The 15,107-nt window shown below is 73.0% G+C and carries 16 protein-coding genes; 8 read left to right on the forward strand and 8 right to left on the reverse strand.

The genetic code is table 11. The features are described from left to right. Positions 1-199: 199 nt before the first annotated feature. Together J2S46_RS05675 and J2S46_RS05680 are read right to left on the reverse strand one after the other, a co-directional pair. On the reverse strand, positions 200-901 hold the full coding sequence (locus tag J2S46_RS05675) for a 2-phosphosulfolactate phosphatase (protein WP_191292705.1): 702 nt from the start codon (positions 899-901) through the stop codon (positions 200-202). Positions 902-1,088: 187 nt separating this feature from the next. Next, on the reverse strand, positions 1,089-1,313 hold the full coding sequence (locus J2S46_RS05680; protein ID WP_370882167.1) for a hypothetical protein: 225 nt from the start codon (positions 1,311-1,313) through the stop codon (positions 1,089-1,091). A gap of 412 nt (positions 1,314-1,725) precedes the next feature. Between J2S46_RS05680 and J2S46_RS05685 the strand changes: the two genes are divergently transcribed. Further along, a complete protein-coding gene (locus tag J2S46_RS05685) occupies positions 1,726-2,076 on the forward strand; it encodes a phospholipase domain-containing protein (protein WP_503129180.1) in 351 nt (116 codons plus the stop codon). Here J2S46_RS05685 and J2S46_RS05690 read toward each other — a convergent pair. Continuing rightward, a complete protein-coding gene (locus J2S46_RS05690; RefSeq protein WP_191292707.1) occupies positions 2,061-3,701 on the reverse strand; it encodes a glycosyl hydrolase family 8 in 1,641 nt (546 codons plus the stop codon). The genes J2S46_RS05685 and J2S46_RS05690 overlap by 16 nt on opposite strands. Before the next feature lie 383 nt (positions 3,702-4,084). On the opposite strand from J2S46_RS05690, the gene J2S46_RS05695 reads away from it, so the two are divergent. Beyond that, the gene (locus tag J2S46_RS05695; RefSeq protein WP_191292759.1) at positions 4,085-5,494 is read left to right on the forward strand and encodes an APC family permease; all 1,410 of its coding nucleotides are present in this window, start codon (positions 4,085-4,087) and stop codon (positions 5,492-5,494) included. Between the two features lie 72 nt (positions 5,495-5,566). On the opposite strand, the gene J2S46_RS05700 is transcribed toward J2S46_RS05695, so the two are convergent. Continuing rightward, positions 5,567-6,178, reverse strand: a complete 612-nt coding sequence (locus J2S46_RS05700) for a LuxR C-terminal-related transcriptional regulator (RefSeq protein WP_191292708.1) — start codon at positions 6,176-6,178, stop codon at positions 5,567-5,569. Positions 6,179-6,491: 313 nt separating this feature from the next. Here J2S46_RS05700 and J2S46_RS05705 point away from each other — a divergent pair, with 313 nt between their 5' ends. Then, positions 6,492-6,656 (forward strand): hypothetical protein, encoded by a 165-nt coding sequence (locus J2S46_RS05705; RefSeq protein WP_191292709.1) that lies wholly within the window; start codon positions 6,492-6,494, stop codon positions 6,654-6,656. Then, positions 6,653-7,249, forward strand: a complete 597-nt coding sequence (locus J2S46_RS05710) for a hypothetical protein (RefSeq protein WP_191292710.1) — start codon at positions 6,653-6,655, stop codon at positions 7,247-7,249. Before J2S46_RS05705 ends, J2S46_RS05710 begins: the two co-directional genes overlap by 4 nt. A gap of 109 nt (positions 7,250-7,358) precedes the next feature. Here the strand turns inward: J2S46_RS05710 and J2S46_RS05715 are convergent, their stop codons facing one another. The 3 genes from J2S46_RS05715 to J2S46_RS05725 all read right to left on the reverse strand — a co-directional run bounded on the left by J2S46_RS05715 (position 7,359) and on the right by J2S46_RS05725 (position 8,769). Continuing rightward, positions 7,359-7,499: a hypothetical protein gene (locus tag J2S46_RS05715; RefSeq protein WP_191292711.1), complete on the reverse strand. Its 141-nt coding sequence runs from the start codon at positions 7,497-7,499 to the stop codon at positions 7,359-7,361. A 409-nt stretch (positions 7,500-7,908) separates the two neighbouring features. Beyond that, positions 7,909-8,067 carry a hypothetical protein gene (locus J2S46_RS05720; protein ID WP_191292712.1) on the reverse strand — a complete coding sequence of 53 codons (159 nt, stop codon included), beginning with the start codon at positions 8,065-8,067 and terminating at the stop codon, positions 7,909-7,911. A gap of 273 nt (positions 8,068-8,340) precedes the next feature. After that, entirely contained in the window at positions 8,341-8,769 is a 429-nt protein-coding gene (locus tag J2S46_RS05725; protein ID WP_191292713.1) for a PPOX class F420-dependent oxidoreductase, read from the reverse strand. Positions 8,770-9,012: 243 nt separating this feature from the next. Here J2S46_RS05725 and J2S46_RS05730 point away from each other — a divergent pair, with 243 nt between their 5' ends. The 4 genes from J2S46_RS05730 to J2S46_RS05745 all read left to right on the forward strand — a co-directional run bounded on the left by J2S46_RS05730 (position 9,013) and on the right by J2S46_RS05745 (position 12,762). Beyond that, complete coding sequence (locus tag J2S46_RS05730; RefSeq protein ID WP_191292714.1) at positions 9,013-9,519, forward strand: SigE family RNA polymerase sigma factor; 507 nt, start codon at positions 9,013-9,015, stop codon at positions 9,517-9,519. Between the two features lie 66 nt (positions 9,520-9,585). Beyond that, entirely contained in the window at positions 9,586-10,404 is an 819-nt protein-coding gene (locus J2S46_RS05735) for a hypothetical protein (protein WP_191292715.1), read from the forward strand. A 131-nt stretch (positions 10,405-10,535) separates the two neighbouring features. Continuing rightward, entirely contained in the window at positions 10,536-11,486 is a 951-nt protein-coding gene (sigJ, locus tag J2S46_RS05740) for an RNA polymerase sigma factor SigJ (protein ID WP_191292716.1), read from the forward strand. Positions 11,487-11,571: 85 nt separating this feature from the next. Continuing rightward, entirely contained in the window at positions 11,572-12,762 is a 1,191-nt protein-coding gene (locus tag J2S46_RS05745; RefSeq protein ID WP_191292717.1) for an NAD(P)/FAD-dependent oxidoreductase, read from the forward strand. Positions 12,763-13,011: 249 nt separating this feature from the next. On the opposite strand, the gene J2S46_RS05750 is transcribed toward J2S46_RS05745, so the two are convergent. Continuing rightward, entirely contained in the window at positions 13,012-14,604 is a 1,593-nt protein-coding gene (locus J2S46_RS05750) for an alpha-L-arabinofuranosidase B (protein WP_191292718.1), read from the reverse strand. Between the last annotated feature and the right edge of the window lie 503 nt (positions 14,605-15,107).

A 15,107-nucleotide genomic window follows, 5' to 3' on the forward strand; every position in this document is an offset into this window, starting at 1 on the left:
CGCGCCCCGGCGCACCGCTCCGGTCCGGAGCCGGTCACCGACCGGAACCACTCCCGGATCCGGCCCCGGGGCGCGGGCGACCGAGCGGAGTCAGGCATCGAGCGAGCAGGGCCCGGGAGCGTCGGATGCTCCCGGGCCCTGCCGTTCCACGGGGGTCGGTTCGGGACATCAGAGCGCCTCCGCGGCCACCGGCGCTCCGTCAGTTCGAATTCGTGCCGGCCGCCGAAGGCACGGCGTACGGCCGGAGGACCATCAGCGAGTCCTCCGGGGTCGCCACCATGGCGAAGGGGAACCGGTCGAGTTCGAGGCAGAGCGCCACGTCGTCGGGGTGGGCTCCTTGGCGCACACCCGAGGCCAACTCGTGAGCGGCGCGCGACTCCCCTGCCCGGCGGAGGAACTCGGTCGCGCCCGTCCCGGCCCCGGCGGCTCGCCCTGCGATGTACTGGGCGCACGCCAGGTCCTCGTCGGCCTGCCCGTCCTCGCCGGTGACCACGAAGGTCACGTCGGCGCACTCGCGGGCCCGCAGGACCAGGGCCGTCGCCTCCGCCACCACGAAGCCGGCGCACAGCACCAGGGAGGCGTCCTCGACCGCGAGGGCGCCGACCGTCCCCGCCGTGGTCTTCTGCACGACGGTCCGTCCCCCGAGGTCGGCGGACCGCAGCAGGCCCGGCGAGTTGACGAGGTCGAACCCTGGTGCGGGCGGACCGTCCTTGAGCGCCACCCAGCCGGGGTGACGGGACTTGAGCGTCAGGGCCTCCTCCGGCGAGGCGGCGAGAACGATCTTCTCCGCGCCCCGGGCGAAGGCCCAGGCCGCCACCGTGTACGCACGCATGACGTCCACCACGACCGCCACGGAGGGAACTTCGACCAGCTCGGCGATACCGAGGAAACGAGCGTCCATCGGATCATGATCGCGCACGTCCGACCCGAAGCCCTCGGACAGTGACGCACGTCACAGCGAGGGGCCGGAGGAGGCAGGCGTCGCCACCTGACGCCCACGCCCCGGCCTCCCGGCAGGCGAGTTGAGTGCCGTGCCCCCCCCCCTGCCCGCCTGCCCGCCTGCCCGTCGTCGGCTCGCGGCCGGGGGTTCACCCCGTCGGACGCCGGTGCTGGACCAGCAGCACGGCCGCTGCGGCCGCCACGGCACCGGCGGAGAGCACCCCGGCACTGGACCGCCACGACATCACGGACCAGCGGGACCGCGCGGAGAGCAGCGAACCCGCACTCGCCCAGGAACCCACCGAGAGCACCGACAGGGCGGACCCGACGGACCCGACCGACAGCACCGACCCGACCGACCCGATGGACAGCACCGAGCCCACCGATCCGATCGACAGCAGCGAATCCTTCGACCGGAGGGACAGCGCCGAGCCCTCCGGCCCGTCCGGACCTGATCCGTCGACGACCTGCGCACGCGGGTACCTCCTGACTCGGGGCGGCCGGTTGCCCGTCCGGGGTTGCCCGTGCGGCAGCCGGGCGGACCGAGGAGGGCAGAACGATCCTAGGCCCGTCCGGTCCCACCGTCCGGTCACCGGGCCGGGTCGAAGCCGCCCCTCGGGCGAGGGTCCCCCGGACGGCGGGAATTCCCGCTGGTCCCCACGTCCTGCCCTACGTCGTTCATGCTCCGGCCGCCGCGATTCGGATGAATGAAGGGCGCCCAGTTGTCCAGCAAACTGCGCCCCACCCTCCCGACTCGCCCGACCAGGTACCCGCGCCCGGCGCCCCCTGGTCACCAGGATGGACACCGACGGCACGGTGGACTTCCCCTGCACCGTGTGCCCGAACATCGTGTTGCCGTTCGCCGGTACGCCGTCCACGGTCATGTCCGGGGCCACCCGCAGCTACGCCTGGGACACGGCGACGACCGACGGACGCTACGCCGTCGTCGTGACGGCCGGTACCGGCACCAGGTTCGCCCGGCGCCACGCGGGCCGGCTGCACCGACCCGTACGCGGCCGGGCCTGCGGGCCCCGGCGTTCCGCCGGGGCCCGCAGGCCCGCTCAGGGGACCGGCCCTTCCTCGGAGGCGCCGCGGGACCCTCCCGTCGGCACCGGACTCGCCTACGGCACCCAGTAGTTGCCGGAGGCCACGATCATCGACTGCAGCTGCACGCTGCCGCCGTAGTAGAGCGAGGAACTGATCGGCGTCGCGGCCAGCTTGGTCCAGAGCGCGTCGAGCCAGGCCTGCGAGCCGGGATCGGTCATCGCGGTGACCACGAAGGGCGCGGTGAAGGCCATGTCCTTGCCGGTGTCGAAGGCCGTCCCGTTGAGGTGGTAGCCCGTGACGATGTTGTCCGGGTTGCCACCGGTCTTGGTCCTGATCCACGCGTTGAGCTTGCGCGCGGAGGCCAGCGAGGCGGCGTCGCCGCCGGTGACGGCGTCGGTCCCGATCCGCCAGGGGTCGCGGCAGGCGTTCCAGCCGTAGTCCCCGTCGTTCGGGCTCTCCAGCACCTCCCCGGCGGCCGGCTTGGGGGTGCCGTTGGTGTTGACGACGAAGTCCGCCAACAGGCCGGTGCCGGCGGCGTAGTTGCTCTGCTGCGCGGTGATCAGGTTCTGGTGCGCGGTGCGGACGGTGTCCCAGGCGCCGTCGCCGGTGGCGGCCTTGAAGGCCCGGAAGTGGTCGAGCATGAAGTCCGAGGAGCGGGTGATCCAGTACTGCGCGTCGCCCGCGGCGGACCAGTCGCCGAGCAGCATCAGGTGGGTGGTGGGGTTGACCTCGCTCGCCTTGATGGCGTTGATGTGCTTGACCGCGAGATCCTTGTAGTTGTAACTCCCGCTGCTGCCCCACTGCTTGTCGGCGAGCAGCAGGCCGTAGGCCACGTCGAGGTCACCGTCGGTCGCCGAGTCGGAGCCGTTGACGCTCTTGCACGAGGTGTCCTGCTCGGCGGCCAGCAGGTTGGCGTTGTTCACGGACTTGTGGGCGAGCATGTACTTCACCATGCCGTCGAAGACCGTCCGGGCGTTCGGGTCCGCGCCCGCCATGGTGGCGGTGACCACCATGCCGTAGCCCTGGGCCTCGGCCACGTACGGGTGGTCGGCGTCCGGCGAGATCACCTCGTACCAGCCGTTGCCGCAGTTCTGCTTGACGAAGGCGGCCTTCCAGGCGTTGTAGGTGCTGATCACCTGCTGGTCGAGCGCCGACTGGGCCCCGATGGGCTTCAAGGTGCCCGCCGTGTAAGGGAACCGGTGGCTGCCGAAGGGGACGGCCGGGCCGCCGGGAGGAGTGGTGGTGCCGAGGTCGGCGTCCAGGTAGTCCAGGTTGGGCAGGCCGCCGGTGGTGGTGGAGGTGAGCCTGATCCGGTTGGCGCCCGCCGCGAGCTGGGTGGTGAGGGTGGCGGTGGACCAGGTGTCCCAGGTGCCGGTGCCCGTGAAGGCGCGCGCCGCCGAGACGACGGTGCCGTTGACGGCGATGTCGGCGGGCCGGTTGACGGTGGTGCCGTTGGCGTACCGGATGCCGAGGGTGGCGGCTCCGGCGGCAGGGGCGTTCACCGTGAACTCCACCCAACTGCCCACCGTGTTGTCCCCGTTGACGAATCCGGTGCCGGAGAACCCGGTGTGGTTGGCCTCCACCACGCCGAGCGAGACACCCGCGCCCTCCGCCTCGTAGCGGGTCGCGGCGGCCGAGGCCGGGGCGGCGACGACGCCCACCACCAGGCCGGCGGCGACGAGCACGGCGGCGCCCGTTCTGTGCAGGTTCTTCATTCCTGAGCTCCTCAGCGGTCGTACCGGACAACGCCCTTGGTGAAGCCGTGGCGGGACGGGACGGGACGGGACGGGACGGGACGGGACGGGACGGGACGGGACGGGACGGGACGGGATCAGAATCGGGGCCTGAGGTGGCATGGTCAAGAGTTTTCGTTAGGAAAGTTTCCTGACGAGCTACGGAAGGCCGGCGGCGGGCGGAGCTCCCGCACCCCCTCGCACCGCGAGGGCTTGACGCATCAAGTAATGCTCTTTAACTTGAAGCCCCTCGCGGGCCGGACCCCACCAGGCCCCGTCCTTCCGCCTCTCCCCCGTGCTCGGAGGCCCCGGTGTCCCCAGGTTTCACCCGCAAACTCGGCCTCTTCCAGGCCACCACCATCAACATGAGCCAGATGTGCGGCATCGGACCGTTCGTCACCATCCCGCTGATGGTGGCCGCGTTCGGCGGCCCGCAGGCGGTGATCGGCTGGATCGCCGGGGCCGTCCTCGCGCTGGCCGACGGCCTGGTCTGGGCCGAACTCGGCGCCTCGCTGCCCGGCGCCGGCGGGAGCTACGTCTACCTCCGCGAGGCCTTCCAGTACCGCACCGGCCGGCTGATGCCGTTCCTGTTCGTCTGGACGGCGATGCTCTTCATCCCGCTGATCATGTCCACCGGGGTGGTCGGCTTCGTCCAGTACCTCGGCTACCTCTGGCCGGGGATGACCAAGGGCCAGGGCGACCTGGTCGGGCTGGCCCTCTGCGCCCTGGTCGTCCTGCTGCTCTGGCGCCGGGTGGAGAGCATCGCCCGGCTCACCACCGTGATGTGGGGCGTGATGATCACCTCGGTGGCCGCCGTGATCCTGGCGGCCTTCAGCGGCTTCAGCCCGAGCCGGGCGTTCGACTGGCCCGCGCACGCCGTCGAGCTGACCCACGGGCAGTTCTGGATCGGCTTCGCCGCCGGCCTGACCATCGGCATCTACGACTACCTCGGCTACAACACGGCCGCCTACCTGGGCGCCGAGGTGAAGGACCCCGGCCGGGTCCTGCCCCGCGCCATCATCTACTCGATCATCGGCATCATGGGGATCTACATGCTGCTGCAGGTCGGCGTCCTCGGCGCGATGGACTGGCACCAGCTGCTCGACCCGAACTCCGTCGCCTCCAGGTCGGTGGCCTCCGCCGTGCTGGAACAGGCCTGGGGCAGGGCCGCCGCCGACGTGGTCACCGTCCTCATCCTGGTCACCGCCTTCGCCTCCGTCCTGGCCGGCCTGCTCGGCGGCTCCCGGGTGCCCTACGACGCCGCCCGCGACGGCACCTTCTTCCGGGCCTACGGCAAGCTGCACCCCCGGCACGGCTTTCCCGTCCTCGGGCTGGTCACCATGGTGCTGGTCACCGCCGCGGGCTTCTATCTGAGCCGGCACGTCGGCGACACGGTGGAGCACCCGCCGCTGACCGTCCTGATCACCATGCTCACCACCGTGATGGTGATCGTCCAGGCGCTCGCCCAGATCGCCGCCGTCGTCGTCCTGCGCCGCCGGCAGCCCGCCCTCCACCGGCCCTACCGGATGTGGCTCCATCCGCTGCCGGGCGTGGTGGCGGCGGTCGGCTGGCTGGTCATCTACGGCTACGCGGACCGCAACTCCCCCGGGTACCACCCGGTGGAGTGGTCGCTGGCCTGGGTCGCGCTGGGCTGCGTCGCCTTCCTGCTCTGGGCCAGGACGGAGCGCACCTGGCCGTTCGGGCCCAAGGAGATCCGCGAGGAGTTCCTCCGGCCGGCGCAGGCGCCGGAACCCCAGGAGCAGCGCACGGCGTGACGGACGGCCAGCGGGCCCGGTGCGCGCCGCTCTCGGTGGGCTCCGCGCCCGGCCCGTGTCGCCGGCGGGGGGCTAGGCGTTGGGCACGATGTCGTGGGCGACCGCGAAGCGGGTGAGGTCGGCCCGGCGGCGGGAGCCGATCTTGTCCCGCAGCCGGTCCAGATGCGAGTGCACGGTGTGCTCGCTGATCCCCAGCCGCTCCGCGATCCCGTGGTCCGTCTCGCCGTTGGCGACCAGCTCCAGGATCTGCCGCTCGCGGTCGGTGACCCGGCACGGCGGCTCCGACCAGCGGCGTACGGCGAGCGCCGCCGACACGTACCCGCAGCCCGAGGCGACCAGCCTGATCGCCGCCAGCAGCTCCGGTTCGCCGGCCTGCCTGCTCAGACAACCGCGGGCACCGGCCTCCATCGGCGGCACGATGTCCTGCTGCAGCGGGGAGCAGAGCACCAGCACCTCCGCGCCCCGGCCGGCCAGCCGGAAGACCGCGGCGGACAGGTCGGCGGGACGTAACTGCAGGTCGACCAGGACGACGTCGCCGGGCTGCAGGCGGCCCTCCACCTCCTCGACGGACCCCGCCGCCGGCACCAGGGCCAGGTCCCCGGTGGACTCGATCACCTGGGCCAGGCCGCGCCGGAACAGCGGGCAGTCACCGACGACGGCGACCCGTCTGACCTCGGTACTCATGGCTGGCCCTCGGTAGCGTGGCTGCCCGGCGCTCCGCAGGCGGTGCCGGCACGGGCCCCGGACCTTCGCACCTTCCAGTCTTCGCCCTCCCCGCCCGCGCGGCCCGCCGGGGCCCGCCCCAGTGGGTAAACACTTCGCAAAGGGCGGGCCCGCGAAGCACGGAGAGCGGGCGGCCGAGGACCGGACCGGCCCGGCCCGGGGGCAACTGTGCCCCGCGTCCTGTGGGTGTTTCTGCCCTTGGGCGGCGCCGTGTCCCGGACCAGACTGGGGCCGAGCCCTCCGCGCTCGCCGAATCTCCGGGTGGGGTTCTGCCATGAGTGCCGTCTTCGGTGAGATCCTCACCTTCACCCAGCAGCACGGCGGCGATGTGGACCTCGCCACCATCGGGGACGACACATACGCCCGCTACGAGACCGTCGACGGCTTCAGCGTCGTCTACGACGAGAGCCGGGAGGGGAGTACCGTCGTCTGCCGGTGAAGGAGCGCTCCGAGCGGGCGGTTCCCCAGGACGAGCGGGAGTCCCTCGACCCGGACGCCCTGTTCACCTTCGGTGCCGATCGGGGCCTGCTGCTCGGCGACCGGCTTGGCGAGGGCGACGTCCAGGGGCTCACCATCCTCGTCACCTTCCCCGGGACGGACACCACCGTGACGCCCGCCGACGTGGACGCCATGCTGAACGGCCCGGACTACCACGCGAACGGGAACCACTGCTCGGTCAGGGAGTTCTTCCGCGCCATGTCCTCGGAACGGCTCAGGTTCGGCAACACCGTGGTGGGGCCCTTCCGGATGAGCCGGTCCAGGCTGACCCACGCCAACAACGAGGGGCTGCTCGCCCCGAGGCGATCGCGGCGGCGGTGGACGCCGGCGTTCCTGCTGACCCAGAACCTCGACCAGTTGGAGGCCCTGGACCTGGACGAGTTCCGCGTCTTCCAGATCAACCTGGGCGAGCCGGAGGAGCGGACCCACCTGCGGTTCCCGGTCGCCCTGCGCAAGGCAGACACCCTCGCCGCACCGGAGGCCATGGCCGACCGGCGGCCGCTCGACACGCCCGCCGACATCCGGTGGAGCTGATGATCCGACGCCACGTCATGTGGCGCGGGCCCGGCCGCAGGTGGCAGGCCTGCGACCGGGCCCGTTCGCCGGCGGCGTCCCTCCCGGGACGTCCCAGCTGGTGGCGTCCCTACTGGTTGCGCCGGGCGATCGAGAGTCCGATCACCCCGACGATCGCGACGGGCCCCGCCACCAGACCGAGCAGCGGAACCTTGCCGATCAGACCGATCGCGACCCCGACGGCCCCGACCAGGACAAGTGTCCGCCACACCAAGAGATTTCCGGGCTGCTGCTGCGCCATGTGCGTCCCCCCAAGCGAGTCGTGCGTGCGATCCCCACCGAGTACGACGACCAGCCTGGCAGTGCGGCTCCGGGAGAACAAGAGCGCGAACCACCGGCGCCGGACCGGGGTTCCGTCCGCGCGGGCGCTCCCGCTCCGCCTGCCCGACGTGCACCGGCCCGGGAGCCGAGCGGGGACTCAGCCGGGACGACCGGGGCCGGCGGCCGGAGCGGGTCCCCCGGGCGGCACCGGGCCAGCCGGACCACCGGCGCCCTCGCCACCGAGCGGCCCGCCCGGGGCGGGGGGCGGGGTGAGGGTGTAATCGGTGCCGTGGATGCCCGAGCCGGCCCCCCGGTGCCAGAGCGGCACGACCACGATCACCGCCGGGACCGGTCTGCGGTCATTCACCGGAGGACGCCCCGTCGGTCGCCCGGCCGCCGGCGGACCGCCGATCGGCCTCCAGGGAGCGCTCCAGCCCCGACAGCAGGGTGCGGAAGGTGGCGGCGTCGTGGTCCGTCAGGTGCTCTGCCGACGGAGTCTCGGTCGGTGGCTGGCTCATGGCCGGGCGTCTCGATTCTGCGGGGCGGGTCGGGCGGCCGGGACCGGAAGGCGGGCCGGTGCTCCCGGGGCGAGAGCTGACGCGACGTTAGACCGCGGCGATCAACACCCACTAAACAACCGCGGACCCTCCCGTCACGCGCCTCACATCCGCGCGTGGAACCCCGTTCCCGGGGTCCGACCACCCGAGGGGCCCGGGCCACCGACGGCTCACGCCCGGCCGGCCCGGACCCACCGCATCCGTACCGGCGGCCGCATCCCCGCGACCCGCCGGTCAGGCCAGGCCCGCCGCACGAAGGACGGAGGCCCGCCCCAGCACCTTGTCGACGGTGATCTCGATGACGACCCGGTCCGGGTTGACCCTCGGCTGGCGGTAGCGCTCGGCATAGCGGCGGACGGCCTCCGCGACGGCCTCCGGATCCTCGCGCACCACCGCGACGCCCTCCAGGGTGGACCAGCGCGCCCAGTCCACCTGGCAGAGCGCCACCCGCATCCCGTCCGGGCCGGCCGCCTGGACGTTGCGGGCCTTGCGGCTGGCCCGGTTGGTGATCACCCGGGCCAGCCCGGCCTCCGGGTCGTAGGTGACGCCGACCGGCACCACGTGCGGGGTGCCGTCGGGACGCACGGTGGTCAGGGTGGAGAGCAGGCGCTCGCGCCAGAACGCCAGGAAGACATCGTCGGGGTTGCTGAGGTCGTGAACCATGCTGGGGATCGTACGACCCCGGCGTCCTGACCTGCACGCCCCGCCGGCCGGGCGGGCTCCGACCAGGTGGCCGGTCACGGCCCCGCCGCCGGCGGTGCATCGGGTGCCCGCAACGGGGTTCCGCGCCGGCGGTCCGGCGGCGGTGCGGGAGAAAGTGCCCCACCCGCGCGACATCCTGACGCCTCACGTAGTCATGAGGGGTATGCACGGGGATCACGGAACGAACGAACAGGCGGTAACCGAGTGAAGTCAGCACAGGAGGATGAGTACCTGGAGTTCGTGGCCGCGCGGGCGAAGGCGCTCCACCGTTCGGCGTACGTCCTGGCGGCCGGTGACGCCCACCTCGCCGAGGACCTGGTCCAGGAGACCCTGAGCCGGTTGTACGTGCACTGGAGCAGGGTGGCCGGCGCGGACAGCCCGGAGGCCTACGCCCGGACGGTTCTGGTCCGCACCTTCCTCAGCCTGCGGCGCCGGCGGAGCACCGGCGAGCGGCCCGTCGGGGACCTGCCCGACGGTGCGACGTCCGGCCCGGACACCGCGCTGCGGCTCACCCTGCTGGACGCGCTCGGCCAACTCCCGCCCCGCGACCGGGCGGTACTGCTGCTGCGTTACTGGGAGGACCACAGCATCGAGGAGACCGCCCGGATGCTCAGGCTGAGCAGCAGCGCGGTCCGCTCCCAGGGCACCCGTGCGCTCGGCCGGGTGCGAGCGCTGCTGGGCGACAGTCTCTCCGACCTGGTGCCGCACTGAACACCGGTGCCTCCAGGCCCGATCCATCGCAAATCCCCCCTTCAGTGACCGAAAGGTGACGCCAGCATGCCCTTCGAAGCAGACCTCGCCCGTGCCCTGGACCGCACGGCCGACTCCCTCGAACCCGATCTCACCGCTCTCCTGGGCGGAGCCGTCGAGCGCGGGCGGAGCCGTCGGCGCCGGCGCAGCGCCCGTGTCGTCGCCGGGATCGGCGCCGGGGTCGGTGCCTGCGCCGTGATCGCGGCGGCCGCCGGCCTGGTGGCCCCCGGCGGGTTCCCCGGGACCCGCTCCGCGGCCTCCGACATGGAGCCGGTGGCGCTGGCGGTGCCGCGTTCGGCGATCACCGGGGACCAGATGGTCCAGGCCCTGGAGCTGACCTTCCCCGGGGGTCGGTTCAGCCAGGTGAGCGGGCAGAGCAACAACCCTGCGGACCCGTCCGGCGGGTACGTCGCCAACGGTGAACTGGTCGTCGACGACGGGCAGGGCGCCGCCATGGTCGGCGTCTCGGCCGTACGGCTCAAGCTGCCGCTCGGCGACGGCGACGGGCTGAGCTGCGAGCGGACACCTGCCCGCGCCAAGGGTGACACCTGCCGGCTGAGCGAACTGCCGAGCAGTGCCGCGGTGCCCGGCGGGGCCGTGGTGATGACCGAGCAGAACGCTGCCGAGCACCCGGTGCGCGCCGACACCGCCCGCCGCTGGACGGTGACGGTGACCCTGAGGTCGACCGGCGCGCAGCTTCAGCTGGTGGAGTGGAACAGCACCGGCGGCGGCAGCGGCGGCGACGTCCCGAAGCCCACCCGTACCGCTCCCCCGCTCTCCGAGCAGCAGGCGGTGGCCGCCCTCACCGGTGCCGCCTGGGCGCCGATCCTCGGTGCCGTCGGCTGAGCCACCGGCTGAGCCACCGGCCGGCGGCGGCCGGTCCGGGGCGCGGGCCGGGATCCGTCGGCACGACCGTCGCCGACCGGGCCCCCGCAGGGTGGTGGACGCGGCCCGCACCCATGGACGATCATGGCGCGATGTCACTGCGCACGTACGAGGCCGACCTGTTCGAGCGCTCCCGGGGCCGCCTGGAGGCGATCGCCTATCGGCTGCTGGGGTCGGCCGGCGACGCCGAGGACGCGGTGCAGGACACCTATCTGCGGTGGCACGCGGCGGACCGGGACCTGATCGAGACGCCCGAGGCGTGGCTGACGAAGGTGCTGACCAACCTCTGCCTCAACCAGCTGACCTCGGCGCGGGCCCGGCGGGTGACCTACGTCGGGCAGTGGCTCCCGGAGCCGCTCCTGACCGGGGACCGGCTGCTCGGTCCGGCCGACACCTTCGAGCAGCGCGAGTCGGTCTCGATGGCGATGCTCACCCTGATGGAGCGGCTGTCGCCCAACGAGCGCGCGGTGTACGTGCTGCGCGAGGCGTTCGGTTACCCGCACCGTGAGATCGCGGAGATCCTGGACCTCACCGAGGCCAACTGCCAGCAGATCCACCGCCGTGCGAAGCAGCACCTCGCGAGCGAACGGACCCGCACCGAGGTCGACGCGGCGGCCGCGCGGAGGGTCGTGGAGGAGTTCCTCGCGGCGGCCCTCAGCGGCGACACCGAACCGCTGGTCCGCCTCCTCACCGGCGACGCCGTCAGCGTGGCCGACGGCGGTGCCAAGGTCGCGGCCCGCCGGACGCCGGTCGTCGGCGCGCTGCACGTCGCGCGGTACCTGCGGGGCCTGTTCCGGCCGAGCGCCGCCAAGCGGGCCCAGGTCGGCGAGGGCGGCCGGGTCGCCCTCCACGCCGCCGTCGTCAACGGCGGCCCGGCCGCGCTGATCGCGGTCGGCGAGCGGGTGCTGGGCATCATCTGCCTCGCGCCCGCTCCCGGGGGCGTCGGCGCGGTCCACATCCAGGTCAATCCGGACAAGCTGGAACGCCTCACGCGCAGCTGGGCGGCCGCCGGCCCGCACCGGCCCCTCACCGAGATCTGGTGACCCAGGTCACAGTCGAATCCTGTCAGGGATCGCCCGGCTGTCCGGTTCAGGAGGTGAGTCCAACCGAACCGAACAGGAGCGAGCCATGAATCACCGCATCGTCGTCCTCGGAGCCGGGTACGCCGGAGCCACCGTCGCCGGTCGCCTCGCCAGGCGGCTGCACCGCGACGAGGTCGAGATCACCGTGGTGAACGGCGACCCCGAGTTCGTCGAGCGGGTGCGCCTGCACCAGCTCGCGAGCGGGCAGGATCTGCCGCGGCGGCCGCTGCACGACCTCTACGCGGGTACCGGGGTGCGGGTCCGGCAGGCGTGGGTCACCGCCGTCGACGCCGACCGCAGGACCGTCGCCCTCACCGGCGAGCAGGGCGCCGAGACCCTCGGCTACGAGACCCTCGTCTACGCCCTGGGGAGCACCGCCGCGGACCACGGCGTCCCCGGTGTCGCCGAGCACGCCCACAACGTCGCCGGGAAGCAGGACGCGCTGCGACTGCGGGCACGCCTGGGCGAGCTGGAGCCGGGCGGGACCGTGCTGGTGGCGGGCGGCGGCCTGACCGGCATCGAGGCGGCCGCCGAGATCGCCGAGGCGCACCCCGGCCTCAAGGTCGCGATCGCGGCCCGCGGCGGCGTCGGCGACTGGCTCAGCGACAAGGCGCAGCGCCACCTGCGCGTCGTCTTCGACCGGCTCGGCATCACGGTCCACGAGCGGGCCGACATCACCCGCGTCGAGGCGGACCGGGTGGTCACCGCCGCCTCGGGCGAGATCCCGGCCCGGGTGACGGTGTGGACCGCGGGCTTCTCCGTGCACCCGATCGCGGCCGCCACCACCCTGGAGGTGTCCGGCACCGGGCAGATCGTCGTCGACCGCACCATGCGCTCGGTCTCGCACCCCGACGTGTACGCCGTCGGCGACGCGGCGCTCGCCGAGGGCCAGGGCGGAAAGCCGCTGCGGATGTCCTGCGCCACGGCGACCCCGATGGCGTGGCAGGCCGCCGACGCGCTCGCCGCGCGGCTGACCGGCCGCGAGGTGCCCGAGAGCGCCATCGGCTACTCCGTCCAGTGCATCAGCCTCGGACGCCGGGACGGAATCCTGCAGCGCGTGACCCCGGACGACCAGGTCACCTCCACCGTCGTGGCGGGCCGGACCGGCGCCCGGATCAAGGAGTTCATCTGCGCGGGTGCGGCCTGGAGCGTCGCCCATCCGACCTTGCTGCTGCCGGGCCGGCGGCGGCACCTGGTGGCGACCGCCGGGGCCGGCGACCGCCTCGTCACCCGGTGACGCTGTCTCAGCCTCCGGGCGCCGCGCGATTCCGGACGGGGTGCCGGGGTTCCGGACGGGGTGCCGGGGTTCCGGACGGGGTTCCGGATGCCGCGGCGTCCTCGCCGGCAGGCCCGGTCGGACCGCCGGAGCGGGATCGGCCGGGTCCGGTACCGCCTGCCGGCGAACCGCCGACCGCCGACCACGAAGGCCGGTGGACCCCTGCCGGATCACCGGTCCAGGGGCCCACCGGGTGCCCCGGTGCTGCGGTCAGGGCGTCCAGGGGGCGGCGACCACCCAGCTGACGTCGTCGGGCCAGAAGGCCGTGGCGTCGAAGGTGTTGGAGCCGCCGTCGGAGGCGACGTAGCCGGTGTCGTTGTAGTGACGGATGTAGCGGTCGGCGAAGTTGTAGGAGACCAGCGAGGTGCCCTGGCCGTTCACGCCGGCCTGCGAGCAGAAGGTGGCGTCGTTGGCGAACAGGACGCCGCCGTCGTCGGGGTGCAGGTAGAGCTGGAAGTTCTGGTGCCGCAGGTAACTGCCGGGCGTGTTCTTCGACTCGAAGGAACGGCAGGCGCTGTTGGCCAGGCCCGGCCGGACGATCCAGGAGGCGTTGGCCTTGTCGGCCGCCGGGCTGGCGGAGGTGACGGCCGTGGTGGCGACGCCCGCGCCGGAGTGGCTGAGGTACCTGCCGGTGCAGCAGGCGGTGGTCGCCCGGAGCGAGACCGTCGAGCCCGGGTTGAGGGCGGTGCCGCCGCCCGAGCCCTGCGAGTACCCGGCTGCGACGATGTTGGCCTGGACGGCGTTCTCGGTGGCGTCGGAGGGGTAGCCGGAGGTCATGACGCCTTCGTAGAAGGTGCCGGCGGAGCTGTTGCTGTTGTCACCGCCGATGCCGAGGATGATCGCGCCCTCCTTCTTCATCGGGTTGTAGCCGGCGGCGTTCGGCCGGGCCCCGTTGTAGTAGGTGGACAGTGCCCCGGAGGTGGCGTCCGCGGCGCGGATGGCCCAGTGGTTGGGCTCGCCCTTGACGATCGACGTGAGGAAGCGGTGGTTGACCGTCGGGTCGTTGGCGTTGTTGCCGGGGTTGGCGCCGGAGAACAGACCGTTCTCCAGGTCCGCCATCACCCAGGGGCCGTTCCCGGTTCCGGAGCCCCAACCGCGGCTGTTGCCGAAGTAGACGGCCTCCATGGTGCCGTTGCCGTTGTCGCGGCTGTTGGTCTCGGCGTTGCCGTAGTCGAAGCAGCAGCCGTCGTTGTAGTGCGTGCCGTCGAGGATCGCGTACATGCCCTCCGGCTGGTCACCGGTCGCGATCCCGTTGGTGGCGTTGTTGCGGTAGCCGGTTCCGGGCGAGACGAAGACGCCGTAGGCACGGTTGCCCTTGAGGGTGACCGGCGCCATCGTGGCGTTGGCGAGCTTGTCGTACCCGCCTGCCGCGGGCCCGTTGAATCCTCCCGGAGGCGCCTGGGTGAGGCGGTTGTTCCGGCCGGTCTGGTCGTAGACGACCGTGATGACGCAGCTCGTCCCGGCACAGAACGAGTCCTGCGCGGCAGCGTTGGCGTAGCCTCCCGCGCTGAGGACGCCGATGTCGCGGGTGGCGTTGTCCGAGGCGCGGCGCACCTGGTAGAGCGCCCCGTTGTAGGTGCCGTACAGCGCGCGGGTGGTGCTGTGCGCGGCGACGCACGGGGTGCCGCCGGCGGCGTAGAGGTCGCAGGGCTGGGACGTCGCGGCCTGCGAGGTCGCGGCGCCCGAGAGGGACCCCGCGACGAGCACGGCTGCGCAGGCCGCCGTCAGCACGGCGGCACGCCGCCGGAGAACGGCACGAAGATTCGTCACTTCTGTCCTCGATTCATGGGTGGTCCGTGGCATGCCGAGGCGACAAGTGGCCCGGGGCGGGCTCCTGTTCGGCTCGGCCGGGGGCGGCATGTCTCGCGGTGGTCGGGGCAGGGGCCGCCCTCGCCCGGCGCCGGAGGTGAGGCGGGCGGCACGATGCGGGGCGCGCTCGGCGGAGTCGAGGCCCGCCCGCACGGCGCGCGCCGTCGGAACCGCTGCCTCGCGAGGCCGGTAGCACCGGGGAGTTGAAGAGTCCCGCGATCCGCCGCGGGGGCGGACCAGGTACCCCGGAGCGCGCGAATGACCGGCGAGCCGCGGTCCTGGTCGGGGGCGTGCCTGGTGTGCCGTGGGCAGGGATCGGCCGACGGCTGTGGATCTCGTGCTGGTGATGCCGGCAGGACGCCGCGGCCAGGCCGGACGCGGTCGTCGAGCAGACAGGCTGACGGACGGGCAGACGGACGGACGATCTGTTAGCGCTAACAAATCTGACGTACCGTCGAGCAGGGGGTGGGCGCTCGAATGGCATAGACGCTAAACCT

This window comes from Kitasatospora herbaricolor, from assembly GCF_030813695.1.
Taxonomy (GTDB): domain Bacteria; phylum Actinomycetota; class Actinomycetes; order Streptomycetales; family Streptomycetaceae; genus Kitasatospora; species Kitasatospora herbaricolor.